General features: G+C 51.4%; 13 protein-coding genes. 6 read left to right on the forward strand and 7 right to left on the reverse strand.

Annotated elements, in window-relative coordinates; genetic code table 11:
• Positions 1–17: 17 nt before the first annotated feature.
• Positions 18–2,462 (forward strand): DNA translocase FtsK, encoded by a 2,445-nt coding sequence (locus ACE6F3_RS04455; RefSeq protein ID WP_324665445.1) that lies wholly within the window; start codon positions 18–20, stop codon positions 2,460–2,462.
• Positions 2,463–2,511: 49 nt separating this feature from the next.
• On the opposite strand, the gene ACE6F3_RS04460 is transcribed toward ACE6F3_RS04455, so the two are convergent.
• The 7 genes from ACE6F3_RS04460 to ACE6F3_RS04490 all read right to left on the reverse strand — a co-directional run bounded on the left by ACE6F3_RS04460 (position 2,512) and on the right by ACE6F3_RS04490 (position 7,511).
• On the reverse strand, positions 2,512–2,652 hold the full coding sequence (locus tag ACE6F3_RS04460) for a hypothetical protein (protein WP_010936217.1): 141 nt from the start codon (positions 2,650–2,652) through the stop codon (positions 2,512–2,514).
• Positions 2,636–4,642, reverse strand: a complete 2,007-nt coding sequence (gene uvrB, locus ACE6F3_RS04465) for an excinuclease ABC subunit UvrB (RefSeq protein ID WP_324665442.1) — start codon at positions 4,640–4,642, stop codon at positions 2,636–2,638. The genes ACE6F3_RS04460 and uvrB overlap by 17 nt, the downstream gene beginning before the upstream one ends.
• Positions 4,643–4,687: 45 nt before the next feature.
• Complete coding sequence (gene ruvA / locus ACE6F3_RS04470; RefSeq protein ID WP_058292192.1) at positions 4,688–5,272, reverse strand: Holliday junction branch migration protein RuvA; 585 nt, start codon at positions 5,270–5,272, stop codon at positions 4,688–4,690.
• A gap of 1 nt (position 5,273) precedes the next feature.
• Entirely contained in the window at positions 5,274–5,771 is a 498-nt protein-coding gene (gene ruvC, locus ACE6F3_RS04475; RefSeq protein ID WP_324665439.1) for a crossover junction endodeoxyribonuclease RuvC, read from the reverse strand.
• A gap of 3 nt (positions 5,772–5,774) precedes the next feature.
• Positions 5,775–6,530 (reverse strand): YebC/PmpR family DNA-binding transcriptional regulator, encoded by a 756-nt coding sequence (locus ACE6F3_RS04480; protein WP_041341383.1) that lies wholly within the window; start codon positions 6,528–6,530, stop codon positions 5,775–5,777.
• Positions 6,531–6,645: 115 nt separating this feature from the next.
• The gene (acpS, locus tag ACE6F3_RS04485) at positions 6,646–7,005 is read right to left on the reverse strand and encodes a holo-ACP synthase (protein ID WP_077975103.1); all 360 of its coding nucleotides are present in this window, start codon (positions 7,003–7,005) and stop codon (positions 6,646–6,648) included.
• Positions 7,006–7,046: 41 nt separating this feature from the next.
• Positions 7,047–7,511 (reverse strand): NAD(P)H-dependent oxidoreductase subunit E, encoded by a 465-nt coding sequence (locus tag ACE6F3_RS04490; protein WP_077975104.1) that lies wholly within the window; start codon positions 7,509–7,511, stop codon positions 7,047–7,049.
• A gap of 239 nt (positions 7,512–7,750) precedes the next feature.
• On the opposite strand from ACE6F3_RS04490, the gene ACE6F3_RS04495 reads away from it, so the two are divergent.
• The 5 genes from ACE6F3_RS04495 (at position 7,751) to mdh (ending at position 13,174) form a co-directional block, all read left to right on the forward strand.
• Entirely contained in the window at positions 7,751–9,301 is a 1,551-nt protein-coding gene (locus ACE6F3_RS04495; protein ID WP_010936224.1) for an acyl-CoA carboxylase subunit beta, read from the forward strand.
• A 22-nt stretch (positions 9,302–9,323) separates the two neighbouring features.
• Positions 9,324–10,577 (forward strand): 3-isopropylmalate dehydratase large subunit, encoded by a 1,254-nt coding sequence (locus ACE6F3_RS04500; RefSeq protein ID WP_010936225.1) that lies wholly within the window; start codon positions 9,324–9,326, stop codon positions 10,575–10,577.
• Positions 10,577–11,080, forward strand: coding sequence for a 3-isopropylmalate dehydratase small subunit (locus ACE6F3_RS04505; RefSeq protein ID WP_023651995.1), 504 nt, complete (start codon positions 10,577–10,579; stop codon positions 11,078–11,080). Before ACE6F3_RS04500 ends, ACE6F3_RS04505 begins: the two co-directional genes overlap by 1 nt.
• 14 nt (positions 11,081–11,094) lie before the next feature.
• On the forward strand, positions 11,095–12,174 hold the full coding sequence (locus tag ACE6F3_RS04510) for an isocitrate/isopropylmalate dehydrogenase family protein (RefSeq protein ID WP_010936227.1): 1,080 nt from the start codon (positions 11,095–11,097) through the stop codon (positions 12,172–12,174).
• Positions 12,175–12,250: 76 nt separating this feature from the next.
• Positions 12,251–13,174 carry a malate dehydrogenase gene (gene mdh, locus ACE6F3_RS04515; RefSeq protein WP_324665430.1) on the forward strand — a complete coding sequence of 308 codons (924 nt, stop codon included), beginning with the start codon at positions 12,251–12,253 and terminating at the stop codon, positions 13,172–13,174.
• Positions 13,175–13,191 lie beyond the last annotated feature (17 nt).

Below are 13,191 nucleotides of genomic sequence, written 5' to 3' on the forward strand. Positions count from 1 at the left end.
TTGCAGACGAGGTTAATATGCCTAAAAAAGAAGACCCCAGAGACACCCTGCGGAATGCCCGCCCCAGAGCTAAATCTGCGGCTAAGGTAACTGCCCGTCCGTCTAAGAAAACCGCTCCGGTACGCAGCAAGGCTAAAAAACCCGCTGCTAAGAAGGCTTTTTCAAATACCCCGGTCAAAGGCGGGGCTTCCTGGCTTTGGGTTATGCTGATAGCCTCGGCTATTGCCTTTGTGGTCTGGCAGTGGGAAGGCGTAATGGACTTTTTTGCCAATTTCGGCAGCGGTACGGCCGGATTGTTCGGCTGGGGGCTGCTGCTTATTCTTTTGGGTATTATCATAGCTATTGTGGCTCTCAGGTTTGACCAGATGTCCGAATGGGCTCACCGCTACCGCTTAAATCTCTGGAACAAATGGCTGGGCGGGGTGGTGCTGATTCTGGCGGCCTGGGGTATGCTGGGCATGATGGATGCCGGCGGTGATATAGGTCTAAGCATACTTGGCGGTAACGCTGATATAAACGGGTTTATGCGGGTGCTGGCCCTGATTGTACTGGGGGTTATCCTTATAGCTCCGGGTGCAGTCTGGCGAAGCCTCAGCGGGCTTTTCAGGGGCATTTTCAGCCCCTCCCGCCGCTCTAATATGCCCGAAGTGGCCCGCCTTGACCGTACGGTAGTCAGCCGTCCTGTATTCGGTGGTGATGAAGACCGTATTGATATGGGTGAAGAGGCCCGCAGGCCTCTGCCTGAAAAAGCTGCCCCGAAGATAGAACTACCCTCTATAAAGCTGCCGTCTTTCGGCAAAGCTGAATCACGGGTAGTAGAAGTAAAAAACCCGCTGGCGGCTAAAAGTACTCCCCAGACCGAGCTTCCCAATATGCCGCCGGAGACTGCCGCTAAAGAACCTAAACCGGTTGATGAGCGCACTGATGCAGACCGCAAACAGATAGCTTCCGAAGTCTGGAAGAAGTACGGTGAGGCTGAGGGGATAGCCGAGGTGGACGGCTGGAAACTGCCGCCTATAGAAATGCTGGATAAAACTACTGAAATAGGTTTTTCGGAAGCAGATAATCTGCAGCGGGCAAGGGCTATTGAAGAAGCCCTGGCCAGCTACGGGGTGGAGGGCAAGGTTATCCAGATAAATGCCGGCCCTACCGTTACCCAATTCGGGGTTGAACCGGGCTGGGACCGCAAGTTTAAAGAAGTTAAAGAGCGTGACAAAGACGGGGAGACTGTTTCCCGCCAGGTGGAGGTTTCCAAGACAAGGGTCAAGGTTGACCGGATTGCCTCTCTGGCAAATGACCTGGCTCTGGCTCTGGCCGCCCCCAGTTTACGCATTGAAGCCCCGGTGCCGGGTAAATCCATAGTGGGTATAGAAGTGCCCAACACTTCATTCGGGGTGGTATCTATGCGGAGCGTCATGGAGACCAATACTTTTCAGAAGATACTGGCCCGTTCACCCCTGGCTCTGGCTTTGGGTAAAGGCGCAGGCGGTGAGGCTGTTTCGGGAGACCTTACCAAGATGCCCCATCTGCTTATTGCCGGTGCTACCGGTTCGGGTAAGACAGTCTGTTTAAACTCTATTATCTGCTGTATGCTGCTTAACAATACGCCTTCCAGCGTAAAGTTTATTATGATAGACCCTAAACGGGTAGAGCTGACCCCCTTTAACGGCTTGCCCCATCTGGCTACCCCGGTGATTGTAGACGTGGAAAAAGCCCTTTCCGCCCTGCGCTGGCTGGCGGCCGAAATGGACCGCCGCTACCAGACACTGGCCGCCGCCGGTTCGCGTAATATAGAGGGTTACAACAAGACCCGCATGGGTTCTGACCGGATGGCGTTTATTGTGCTGATAATAGATGAGCTGGCTGACCTGATGATGGCCGGTTTTGATGAGGTTGAGCATATTCTCTGCCGTTTGGCCCAGATGGCCAGAGCGGTGGGTATTCACCTGGTGGTGGCCACCCAGCGCCCGTCAGTAGATGTTATCACCGGGCTTATTAAGGCTAACTTCCCCACCCGTATCAGTTTTGCGGTTACCTCTCAGGTGGACTCGCGGACTATTCTGGATATGGTAGGGGCGGAAAAACTGCTGGGGCGGGGCGATATGCTTTATATGCCCACCGAGGCAGCCAAACCCAAACGCCTGCAGGGCTGTTATGTTTCGGATGCTGAGAGTGAACGCCTGATATATTTCTGGACCAACCAGAAAGATATTTCTCCGTCTGAAGCTTTGAAGGTTGAGGAGATTACCGCGCCGCCGCCCGCCCCAAAAAGTAAAAGCAAAGACCCTTTGTTTGATGAGGCTATGGCACTAATATCAGAGCATAACAATATTATTTCAGCTTCATTCCTGCAAAGGAAGATGCATATCGGTTATCCCAGAGCCGCCCGTTTGGCAGATGAACTGCGGGAAGCTATTGAGGGTGATGACGGCAAAGCCGAAGTGCCTAAAGATGAGTATTAAATAAACAGCTTACTCTGTATTAAAAAAGCCCTGATTTAAATCAGGGCTTTTATTTGGTCTTTTTTTCAACAGCGTCTTTGTAAACTCTGGCCAGACCTTTGCCGTGCTGGGTCATCTTGCGGCGGCGGCTTTCCAGCTTTTCTTCGCGCCGTTCCTGGCGGGTTAAGGGGTTTTTACTTGGTTCTTTCATTTTTATTTACGGGGTCTGTTTCAAGTGCCGCCCGCAGTTCCACCACCCGGTCACGGATAAGGGCAGCCCGTTCAAATTCCAGATTTTTGGCCGCTTTTTTCATCTGGCTTTCCAGTTCTTTTATCAAACGGGCAATGTCTTCCCTGAGAGTGGGGGCAGGCCTGAATTCAGGGCCGCTGACTTCGGCGGTGACTGAGCGGATGCGTTCATTTATATCCTTGATAGCCTTGCGGATACCCTGCGGGGTAATATTGTGCAGGCGGTTATAGTCTTCCTGTATTTTACGGCGGCGGCTGATTTCGTCCATAGCCCGCTGCATAGACCCGGTGATTTTATCTGCATACATGATAACCTGCCCGTCCACATGGCGGGCAGCCCGTCCCATAGTCTGGATAAGGGCCTGTTCACTCCTAAGATAACCCTCTTTGTCGGCATCCAGTATGGCCACCAGGCTGACTTCTGGCAGGTCAAGCCCTTCGCGGAGCAGGTTTATGCCAACTATAACGTCATAAACCCCCAGCCGCAAATCACGCAGGATTTCCACCCGTTCCAGCGTGTCTACTTCCGAATGCAGATAATGGGTTTTTATTCCCATTTCCACCAGATAATCAGCCAGTTTTTCAGACATCTTTTTGGTAAGGGTAGTGATAAGCACCCGTTCTTTTTTATCTACCCGTTTTTTCACTTCTTCCAGCAGGTCATCTATCTGGCCGCCGGTGGGTTTTACGGTTATAACCGGTTCAAGCAGCCCGGTGGGGCGTACCAGTTGCTCAACTACCTGCTGGGAGTGTTCTTTTTCATACGGGCCGGGTGTGGCTGATACGTAAATAGCCTGTTTGACTCTGGCTTTAAATTCATCAAAGCTTAAGGGGCGGTTATCCATAGCTGAGGGCAGGCGGAAGCCGTAGTCCACCAGGGTTTTCTTGCGGGCGGCATCTCCGGCATACATGCCCCGTATCTGGGGCAGGCTCATATGGGATTCATCTATTATCAGCAGGAAATCTTCCGGAAAGTAGTCCAGCAGTGTCCAGGGGGCGCTGCCTGCTTTCCGTCCTGCCAGGTGGCGGGAATAGTTTTCCACCCCGGAGCAATACCCCGCCTGCTGCATCATTTCAAGGTCATAATTGGTGCGCTGCTTCAGGCGGGCGGCTTCCAGCATTTTGCCCTCGGCTTCCAGTTCTTTCAGGCGGTCTTCAAGCTCGGCCTGAATGCCCTTTATAGCTTCGGCCATTTTTTCGGCTGAGGTTACAAAATGCTTGGCGGGGTAGATATTTATCTCATCTATGTCAGCCAGCAGTTCGCCGCTTACCGGGTCAAGGCTGACTATCCGTTCTATCTCATCACCGAAAAACTCCACTCTGAGAGCCAGTTCTTCGTAAGCAGGCTGGATTTCAAGGGTATCTCCCCGCAGGCGGAACTTGCCGCGGGATAAATCTATGTCATTCCGCTCATACTGCATATCCACCAGCCGCCGCAGTATAAGGTCACGCCTCAGGGACTGTCCTTTTTTCAAAGGGAGTACAAAACTGCGGTATTCTTCGGGTTCACCCAAACCGTAAATGCAGGAAACCGAGGCTACTATAACCACATCCCGCCGTTCAAACAGGGCGCGGGTGGCCGCATGGCGGAGTTTATCAATCTCCTCGTTTATGTCAGCGTCTTTTTCAATATACATGTCCTTTTGGGGGACATAAGCTTCAGGCTGGTAATAATCATAATAACTTACAAAGTATTCCACCGAATTTTCGGGCAGGAACTCTTTCATTTCGGAGTAAAGCTGGGCAGCCAGAGTTTTATTGTGGCTGATTATCAGGGTGGGACGGTTTACTCTGGCAATTACATTTGCCATGGTAAAGGTTTTACCGGAGCCGGTAACCCCCAGCAGGGTCTGATCTGTAAGGCCCTGTGCCAGCCCCTCAGAGAGTTTTTCCACCGCCTGGGGCTGGTCACCGGTAAGTGCAAAATCCGAGACTATTTTGAAATCAGGCATATTAAAATTATAAACGTTTGGGGGGATAGGGGCAATCAGGGGAGGTCACTTATTGTTGAAATAGTTAAGCGCCAGTTTTATCCGTTCTTCCAGAGGCAGGCCTGTGATATCTTCCAGACTGGCAATAGCTTTGGCGGCTTCGCCTGCTGAGTATCCCAGGGCGGTCAGGGTGGCTAATATGTCGGAATTGGCTTCGGTAACCTGGCTGAGTACACCTGCCTCCCAGCTTTTAGTTATCTTGTCTTTAAGTTCCAGCACAATACGGCTGGCGGTCTTTTTGCCCACACCCGGTATAGTGGAAAGAAGCTCTGTATTGCCGCTTATAATGGCGGAAGCCAGAGCTTCGGCATTCATGGCGGAAAGCATGGCTAATCCCAGCTTGGGGCCTATGCCGCTTACGTCTATAAGGGTTTCAAACAGGGAGAGCTCTTCGGCTGTGCCGAAACCGAACAAGTTCAGGGCGTCTTCGCGGACATGGAGGTGGGTAAATACCCGTACTCTCTGCCCCAGTTCGCCGATAAGGGCAGGCGAGGAAGCCGGCATATAGGTGCGGAAACCCACTCCGGATACATTTATTACCGCCCAGTCTTTGCCGCTGGCTTCCAGAATACCGCTCAGACTTGAAATCATTTCAGTCTCCCTGTGATGTTATATTTGCAAAAGCCCTGTGGCTGTGGTGGCAGATAGCTACTGCCAGGGCATCAGCGGCATCATTGGGCTGGGGAATTTCAGCCAGATTTAACAGCAGGCGCACCATTTCCTGTATCTGTTCTTTGGAGGCATTGCCTGAGCCGCTTACCCGGCTTTTTATACAGGCGGGGCTGTATTCGGTAACTGACAGATTGTGGTTGGCGGCCGCAAGCAGGGCTACAGCCTGAGCTTTGCCGATAGCCAGGGCACTCTTTATATTTTTATCTGCAAACGGGCTTTCCACCGCTACTTCGTCCGGCTGGTATAGCTCAATCACTTCTACCAGTCCTTTATATATGTAAGCCAGACGCTGAGGTACGGGTGCGCTGGCAGGCGGGGTAAGGCTGGAAAAACCTATCAGTGACAGCTCATCATCTGCGGCCTCAATAACGCCGTATCCCACTACCATTGTGCCGGGGTCTATTCCCAATATTCTCATAAACTAAGCCTGAGAGTGGTATTTCTCCACTACTTCGGGGTCAAAATCTGCATTGGAAGAAACAGTCTGGACATCATCCAGTTCCTCAAGCTTGTCCAGCAGCTTTAAAACCTGCAGAGAGGTTTCTTCGTCCAGTTTAACAGTATTTTTGGGTATCATATTTATTTCGGCTGAATCTACAGTTACGCCTTGGGCTTCCAGCTGCTGGCGGACTTTTTCCATATCCGGCATGGCAGTATAGATTTCCATATAGTCTTCTTCTATATTTACGTCTTCTGCTCCCATATCTATGGCTTTTAAGGAAAGTTCATCGGTATCAAGCCCCACCGTTTCCACCCCGATAACCCCTTTAGTTTCAAATATCCAGGATACTGCCCCGGATTCGGCTAAACTGCCGCCGCTTTTGGAGAACATATGGCGGACATCTGAAACGGTGCGGTTGCGGTTGTCACTCATACCGTTTACCAGTACGGCAACGCCTCCCGGCCCGTAACCTTCCAGAATCATTTCAATAACTGTCGCCCCCTCCAGTTCCCCTGAGCCTTTTTTGATAGCCCGTTCAATATTGTCTGAAGGCATGCGGTTGTCTTTGGCTTTTTGTATAGCCAGGCGGAGGCGGGCATTTCCTTCGGGGCTGGGGCCGCCCTGTTTGGCAGCGAAGATGATTTCACGTGAAAGTTTGGTAAACAGCTGGCCCCGTTTGGCGTCAGCCGCACCCTTGGCGTGTTTGATGGTAGCCCACTTGGAATGTCCGGACATATATTATCTCTCCTGTTGTCTAGCTGCTACCATTCTAGCACTTTTTACAATTTGGGATAAAGTGTTTGGGGAAAATGTAAAAAGCAAAATTTGCTAGGCGGAGGGTGTGGGTTTTTCAGTCCTGGGCAACTACCATTGCAATGGCGTATTCGCGGCAGTGGGATAGACTGACAGATATCTGTTTGATACCAAGTGTGCCGGCTTTTGCCAGTGCCTGCCCGTACAGATTTACTGACGGCTGTCCGTCAGGCAGGTTCAGGGTTTCTATCTCTGAGTAGCTTTGGTTCTTAGGCAGGCTGAGGGCTTTTATGACTGCTTCTTTAGCCGCAAAACGGGCTGCCAGTGAAGGCAGGCGGTCTTTACATAAAGACAGTTCAGCTGGGGTGAATATGCGGTTTAAAAAGCGCTCTCCCCAGCGGGCTTGGGCCGCTTTGATGCGGCGGATTTCAATAATATCCGTACCTGTATAAAGCATAATGGCTTTATTATAACGGCTGCGTGCTTACTTGGCGAGGTCTATTTTTTCTTTTTGCCCAGTATGCGGTTTAAGCTGCTGCCGTCAAGGCGGGTATAAAGTTTGCCGTCTACCTCCAGGGTGGGTGCCAGACCGCAGATACCGGCGCAGTTTATAGTATCCAGGCTGATTTCATTATCAGGGGTGGTCTCGCCGGCTTTGATGCCCAGCCGTTTTTCAATATTCCTAAGCAGTCTTTCCGCCCCCATTACGTGGCAGGCTGTTCCCCGGCAAACATGCACCTTGTTAATTCCCGGCGGTTCCAGCCGGAACTGGCTGTAAAAAGTGGCTATATTGTAAACAGAGCTTTCGGGTACGCCTACGTAAACAGATACCGATTGCATCATGTCACGGGAAAGATACGAAAACTTGCGCTGGAAAGCCAGCAAAATGGGGATAAGGTTTTCCTTTTTTGCTTCGTACAGGGAGAGTACGGGGGTGTATGCCTGGTTTACGGGTTTGTCCATAATGCACCTCCGCAAGATTTACTTGGCCGGCACAAATTACCCTTACTGAAAAAAATTATATCCCAGATAAATCTTGATTAGCAATGGATTTGATAAAAATAAGTACTAATACTTATGATATATAGAGATGTACTTAAGGGTAGTTTGCACCTGTATCTACGTACAATGCAAACGTGAGTTCAGTTGCCCTTGGTAGTGGGCTGTGTTATCATTACGGGAGTTTTGGGTGGAGGAAGTGCGTGGCTGTACAGGAACAACTGGATAACCTGAACCGTCTTAAAAAACAGGCGGAAATGGGTGGCGGGGAAGCCAAGATAGATGCTCAGCATAAACGGGGCAAGTTAACTGCCCGTGAACGTATAGATTTGCTCTTTGACAAAGGAACATTTAACGAACTGGGGGCTTTTGCCGCCCACCGCTGCCGTGATTTCGGGCTGGAAAAACAGCGGAATGCGGGGGATGCGGTGGTAACCGGCAGCGGTCTGGTGAACGGACGGCTGGTTTTTGCCTACTCCCAGGATTTTACTGTCCTAGGCGGCTCTATCTCCGAAGTGGTAGGCCAGAAAGTAGCCCAGGTTATAGATATGGCTATCAGGGCGGGTGCGCCCCTTATTGCCATAAATGACTCAGGCGGTGCCCGTATACAGGAGGGGGTTGCCAGTCTGAGCGGGGTGGGGGATATACTCCTTAGGAATACCATTGCCAGCGGGGTTATTCCCCAGATTTCAGTAGTGGTGGGCCCAAGTGCCGGGGGTGCGGTTTATGCCCCGGCTCTGACAGACTTTATCTTTGCGGTTAAGGGCATAAGCCAGATGTATATTACCGGGCCGGATGTTATCAAAGCGGTAACCGGTGAAGATATCAGCCATGAGGCGCTGGGGGGAGCGGAAATCCACGCTAAGAAAAGCGGGGTAGCCCATTTCCTGTGCGAAAATGAAAAGGAGTGTTTTGAGCAAATAAGGGAGCTGATGGGGTTCCTGCCCCAGAGCAACCGCCACAAACCTCCCCGCGGCAAAAACAAGGATAATGAAGAACGCAAAACCCGTGACCTCAGGGATATTATACCGGATAATCCCAAACGGGCTTACGATATGAAAAAAGTGATTACCGAAGTAGCTGACGAGAAGGAGTTTTTTGAGGTTCACAAGCATTTTGCCCAGAATATAATAGTCGGCTTTGTGCGGATGGGCGGGCAGCCTGCGGGTATTGTTGCCCAGCAGCCTTCGCATATGGCCGGGGTTATAGATATAAACGCATCACTCAAAGCAGCCCGGTTTATCCGCTTTTGTGATGCCTTTGAGATACCGCTGGTCAGTTTTGTAGACGTGCCGGGTTTTATGCCGGGTACAGACCAGGAGCACAGCGGTATTATCAAGCACGGTGCCAAGCTGATTTATGCTTATGCGGAAGCAACTGTGCCCAAGATAACGGTTATCACCCGCAAGGCTTACGGGGGTGCATATATTGTTATGAGCAGCAAACACCTCAGGGGGGATATAAACTATGCCTGGCCGGCCAGTGAAGTGGCGGTCATGGGGGCGGAAGGGGCAGTAAATATCATATCCCGCAAAGCTATAGCTGAGGCAGCTAATCCCGAAGAAACCCGCCAGAAACTGCTTGACGAATACCGGGAACACTTTGCCAACCCTTATCAGGCGGCTCAGCTGGGATATATAGATGACGTAATTGACCCGGCGGATACCAGGAGCAAAATAATAAAAGCCCTGCGCTCTCTGGAAAACAAGGTGCTGGCAAATCCGCCTAAGAAACACGGGAATATACCTTTGTAAAGGAAGGTTGCATAAACAAAACATGGGGAAAACACTAGCAGAAAAAATACTCAGCCTGAAGTCTGGCAGTGATGCCAGCGCCGGAGACATAGTAGTCTCCAAGGTAGACCTGGCCTTTGTTCAGGATACCACCGGCCCTCTGACTGTCAGGGAATTTTGGGACAACGGCTTTACCAAACTGGCTAATCCGTCACGGACAGCCCTTTTTCTGGACCATGCCGCACCCAGCCCCCAAAGACAGCTTTCAACAGACCATATCCTGCTTCGCAAGTTTGCCCGGGATACCGGGGCGCTCATTTTTGATGTAGGCGAGGGTGTCTGTCACCAGCTGGTAGCCGAAAAGCTGGCCAGACCGGGTGATGTGATTGTCGGGGCAGATTCCCATACGGTTACCGCCGGCGGTTTGGGCGCTTTTTCCACCGGCATGGGTTCATCTGATATTGCGGTGGCCTTTGCCCTGGGCAAGACCTGGTTCCGGGTGCCGGAGACTATTAAAGTAGTAGTCAGCGGGCGTTTTAAGCACGGGATTTATGCCAAAGACCTTATTTTGTATCTTATCGGGCTTATCGGGGCGGACGGGGCTACCTATAAAGCTTTGGAGTTCTCCGGTAATGTGGTGAATAATATGACGATAGCTGAAAGGCTGACTATCGCTAATATGGCGGTTGAGGCCGGGGCTAAAGTAGGGCTTTTCCCTTCTGACCGCCAGACACTTGAATACCTGCGTTCGGTAGGGCGTGAGGCTGACTACCAGCCTTTGGCGGCTGATGAAGATGCAGTGTATGAACGGGTGATAGAAATAGACGCAACCGCCCTTGAACCTATGGTTGCCAAACCCCACACTGTAGACAATACCGCTACTGCCCGTGAGCTGAAAGGTACTAAATTAGACCAGGTGTTTATCGGTACCTGTACCGGGGGGCGTCTGGATGATTTGGCAGTGGCAGCGGCTATATTTAAGAACCGCAGGCACCATCCCCAAACCCGCCTTATAGTCACGCCTGCTTCTCAGAAAGTATATCTGGAAGCTATCCGCCTGGGATATATAGAAATACTGGTGCAGGCCGGGGCGAATGTTATGCCGCCCGGCTGCGGTGCCTGTCTGGGTGTCCATCAGGGTGTTTTGGGAGACGGCGAAGTCTGCCTTTCCACCGCCAACCGCAATTTCAAAGGCCGGATGGGCAACCCCGAAGGGTTTATTTATCTGGCAAGTGCGGCAACGGCTGCGGCATCAGCCATCAAGGGTGAAATTTCAGACCCCAGAGAGGTAATGTAATGCTTAAGGGCAAAGCTTTTAAGTTTGGTGATAGCATATCCACTGACCATATTGCACCCGGCCGTCTGGTGCACCTGCGGAGCAATCTGCCGGAACTGGCCAAGCACGTGCTGGAAGATGCAGACCCCACTTTTGCCCAAAGGGTAAAACCGGGTGATTTTGTGGTAGCCGGCAACAACTTTGGCTTGGGTTCTTCGCGTGAACACGCCCCGCTGATTATTAAAATGTCCGGGGTGAGTGCGGTACTGGCAAAGTCGGTAGCCCGCATTTTCTTCCGCAACGCCATAAATTTGGGTCTGCCCGTACTTATATGTGATACCGATAAAATTGCCGAAGGGGATGAACTGGAAGTAGACCTTAAGGGCGGCAAAATATATGACCGTACCAACGGGGCAGAGCTGACATTCGGCAAGATACCCCCTGCCATGCTGAAGATACTTGATGAGGGCGGTGTCATGCCCTATATAAAGAAATACGGTGATTTCAAGCTTAACGAAGTTTAAGGAGTTTTATTCTGATGTCTCATAACGTAACCCTTATACCCGGTGACGGGATTGGCCCTGAAATATCTGAGGCAACCCGCCGGGTACTGGAAGCTACCGGTGTAAAGTTTAACTGGGAGATAGTAAATGCCGGTGCGGATGTGGTAGCCGAATATGGCACGCCTCTGCCGGATATGGTGCTTGAATCCATTCGTAAAAACAAGGTTGCCATTAAAGGGCCGGTGACTACCCCGGTCGGCTCAGGATTCAGAAGTGTAAATGTGGGTATGCGCAAGGCTCTAAATCTTTATACCTGCCTGCGCCCCTGCAAGACCTATCCCGGTGTTCCCTCCCGCTATGACAATGTGGATATTGTTATCGTGCGGGAAAACATGGAAGACCTGTATGCCGGTATTGAGTTTGAAAAGGGCAGCCCCGAAGCCCTAAGGCTTATAGAGTTTATCAAAGAGAATAAAAAGGTTGAAATACGGGCGGATTCGGGTATCAGCATAAAGCCTATCAGCGTGTTCGGCACCGAACGCATATTCCGCTGGGCTTTTAAATATGCCCGGGACAACAAACGCAAAAGGGTTACGGCTGTCCACAAGGCTAATATCATGAAATACTCTGACGGGCTTTTCCTGGCTATAGGCCGCAAGGTGGCCGAGGAATACCCTGAGATAGAGTTTGAAGACCGTATTGTAGACAATATGACTATGCAGCTGGTCAAAAACCCCTCCCAGTTTGATATTCTGGTCTGCCCAAATCTGTACGGGGACATTCTGTCTGATTTGTGTGCCGGGCTGGTGGGCGGCCTGGGGGTTGCCCCGGGTGCAAATATCGGTGATGAGTATGCCCTGTTTGAGCCTACCCATGGCTCTGCCCCCAAATACAAGGGGATGAATAAAGTAAACCCCATGGCCATGATGCTTTCCGGGGTGCTGATGCTTCGCTATCTGAAAGAGGAAAAGGCCGCTGATAAGCTGGAAAATGCTATTGCGGCTGTTATTGCCGAAGGCAAGAGTGTTACCTATGATATGCTTTCACCTGACAAACAGGCGGCGGCGGTAGGCACTTCGCAGGTGGCAGACGCCATAATAGCCAAAATGAAATAAAAGTGCGGCTAGCCTTATGGGTATTGTACCCTCAGGCTTAGCTGCCTGAAGTGATAACAGGTGAGGAAGAAAATAAATGCCCAAAATTAGTGTCATAGGTGCCGGTAATGTGGGGGCAACACTTGCCCAGCGCCTTATAGAAAAAGACTTTGCAGACGTGGTCATGCTGGACGTGGTGGAGGGTATTCCCCAGGGCAAGGCTCTGGATATTTCCCAGTCTGCCAATGTGCTTGGTTTCAGCCATACCATTACCGGTAGCAATGATTATGCCGAAACAGCCGGCTCTGAAATAGTGGTGATAACCGCCGGTATTGCCCGCAAACCGGGCATGACCCGTGAGGAACTGCTGGCTATAAACCAGAAGATTATGACCGATGTGGTTTCAAACTGCCTTAAATACTCCCCAGAAGCCACTCTGGTAGTTGTTTCCAACCCGGTGGATACCATGACCTATCTGGCCTGGAAACTTTCAGGCCTGCCCCGGAAACGGGTGGTGGGTCTTTCAGGCGTGCTGGACGGAGGGCGTCTGGCTACCTTTGTAGCCCGTGAGCTTGGGGTAAAACCTTCGGCTGTTACGCCCTGCGTAATGGGCGAGCACGGCGGCAGCATGGTGGTCATGCCCCGTTTTACCCTGGTAAACGGCAAACCCCTGTCCGAACTGGTTTCGGCTGAAAAAGCAGATGAACTGGCCAAGCGGGCAGTCAACGGCGGTGCCGAGATAGTGGCGTTCCTTAAAACCGGCAGCGCTTTTTATGCCCCGTCCGCTTCCATAGCTGCCATGGTGGAGGCTATTTTTACGGGCAGCGGAAAGGTTATGAACTGTGCCGCGGTGCTGGATGGCGAATACGGCCTGAAAAATATTGTGCTGGGCGTGCCGGTAAAGCTGGGCAAAGGCGGCATACAGGAAATTATCACCTTGCCGCTGGATGGGACGGAAAACGCCCGCCTTTTAGCATCTGCCGAAGTGGTAAAAGGGCAGATAGCCGCCCTTTCGCTTTAATAAGTTTAAAGGAGACA

Source organism: Dehalococcoides sp. THU4 (assembly GCF_043231265.1).
Taxonomy (GTDB): domain Bacteria; phylum Chloroflexota; class Dehalococcoidia; order Dehalococcoidales; family Dehalococcoidaceae; genus Dehalococcoides; species Dehalococcoides mccartyi.

Bases quoted from the DNA above. Each gene is read 5' to 3' on its own strand.
- ACE6F3_RS04455 (WP_324665445.1), top strand. From the start codon at position 18: ATGCCTAAAAAAGAAGACCCCAGAGACACCCTGCGGAATGCCCGCCCC.
- ACE6F3_RS04460 (WP_010936217.1), bottom strand. From the start codon at position 2,652: ATGAAAGAACCAAGTAAAAACCCCTTAACCCGCCAGGAACGGCGCGAA.
- uvrB (WP_324665442.1), bottom strand. From the start codon at position 4,642: ATGCCTGATTTCAAAATAGTCTCGGATTTTGCACTTACCGGTGACCAG.
- ruvA (WP_058292192.1), bottom strand. From the start codon at position 5,272: ATGATTTCAAGTCTGAGCGGTATTCTGGAAGCCAGCGGCAAAGACTGG.
- ruvC (WP_324665439.1), bottom strand. From the start codon at position 5,771: ATGAGAATATTGGGAATAGACCCCGGCACAATGGTAGTGGGATACGGC.
- ACE6F3_RS04480 (WP_041341383.1), bottom strand. From the start codon at position 6,530: ATGTCCGGACATTCCAAGTGGGCTACCATCAAACACGCCAAGGGTGCG.
- acpS (WP_077975103.1), bottom strand. From the start codon at position 7,005: ATGCTTTATACAGGTACGGATATTATTGAAATCCGCCGCATCAAAGCG.
- ACE6F3_RS04490 (WP_077975104.1), bottom strand. From the start codon at position 7,511: ATGGACAAACCCGTAAACCAGGCATACACCCCCGTACTCTCCCTGTAC.
- ACE6F3_RS04500 (WP_010936225.1), top strand. From the start codon at position 9,324: ATGGGGAAAACACTAGCAGAAAAAATACTCAGCCTGAAGTCTGGCAGT.
- ACE6F3_RS04505 (WP_023651995.1), top strand. From the start codon at position 10,577: ATGCTTAAGGGCAAAGCTTTTAAGTTTGGTGATAGCATATCCACTGAC.
- ACE6F3_RS04510 (WP_010936227.1), top strand. From the start codon at position 11,095: ATGTCTCATAACGTAACCCTTATACCCGGTGACGGGATTGGCCCTGAA.
- mdh (WP_324665430.1), top strand. From the start codon at position 12,251: ATGCCCAAAATTAGTGTCATAGGTGCCGGTAATGTGGGGGCAACACTT.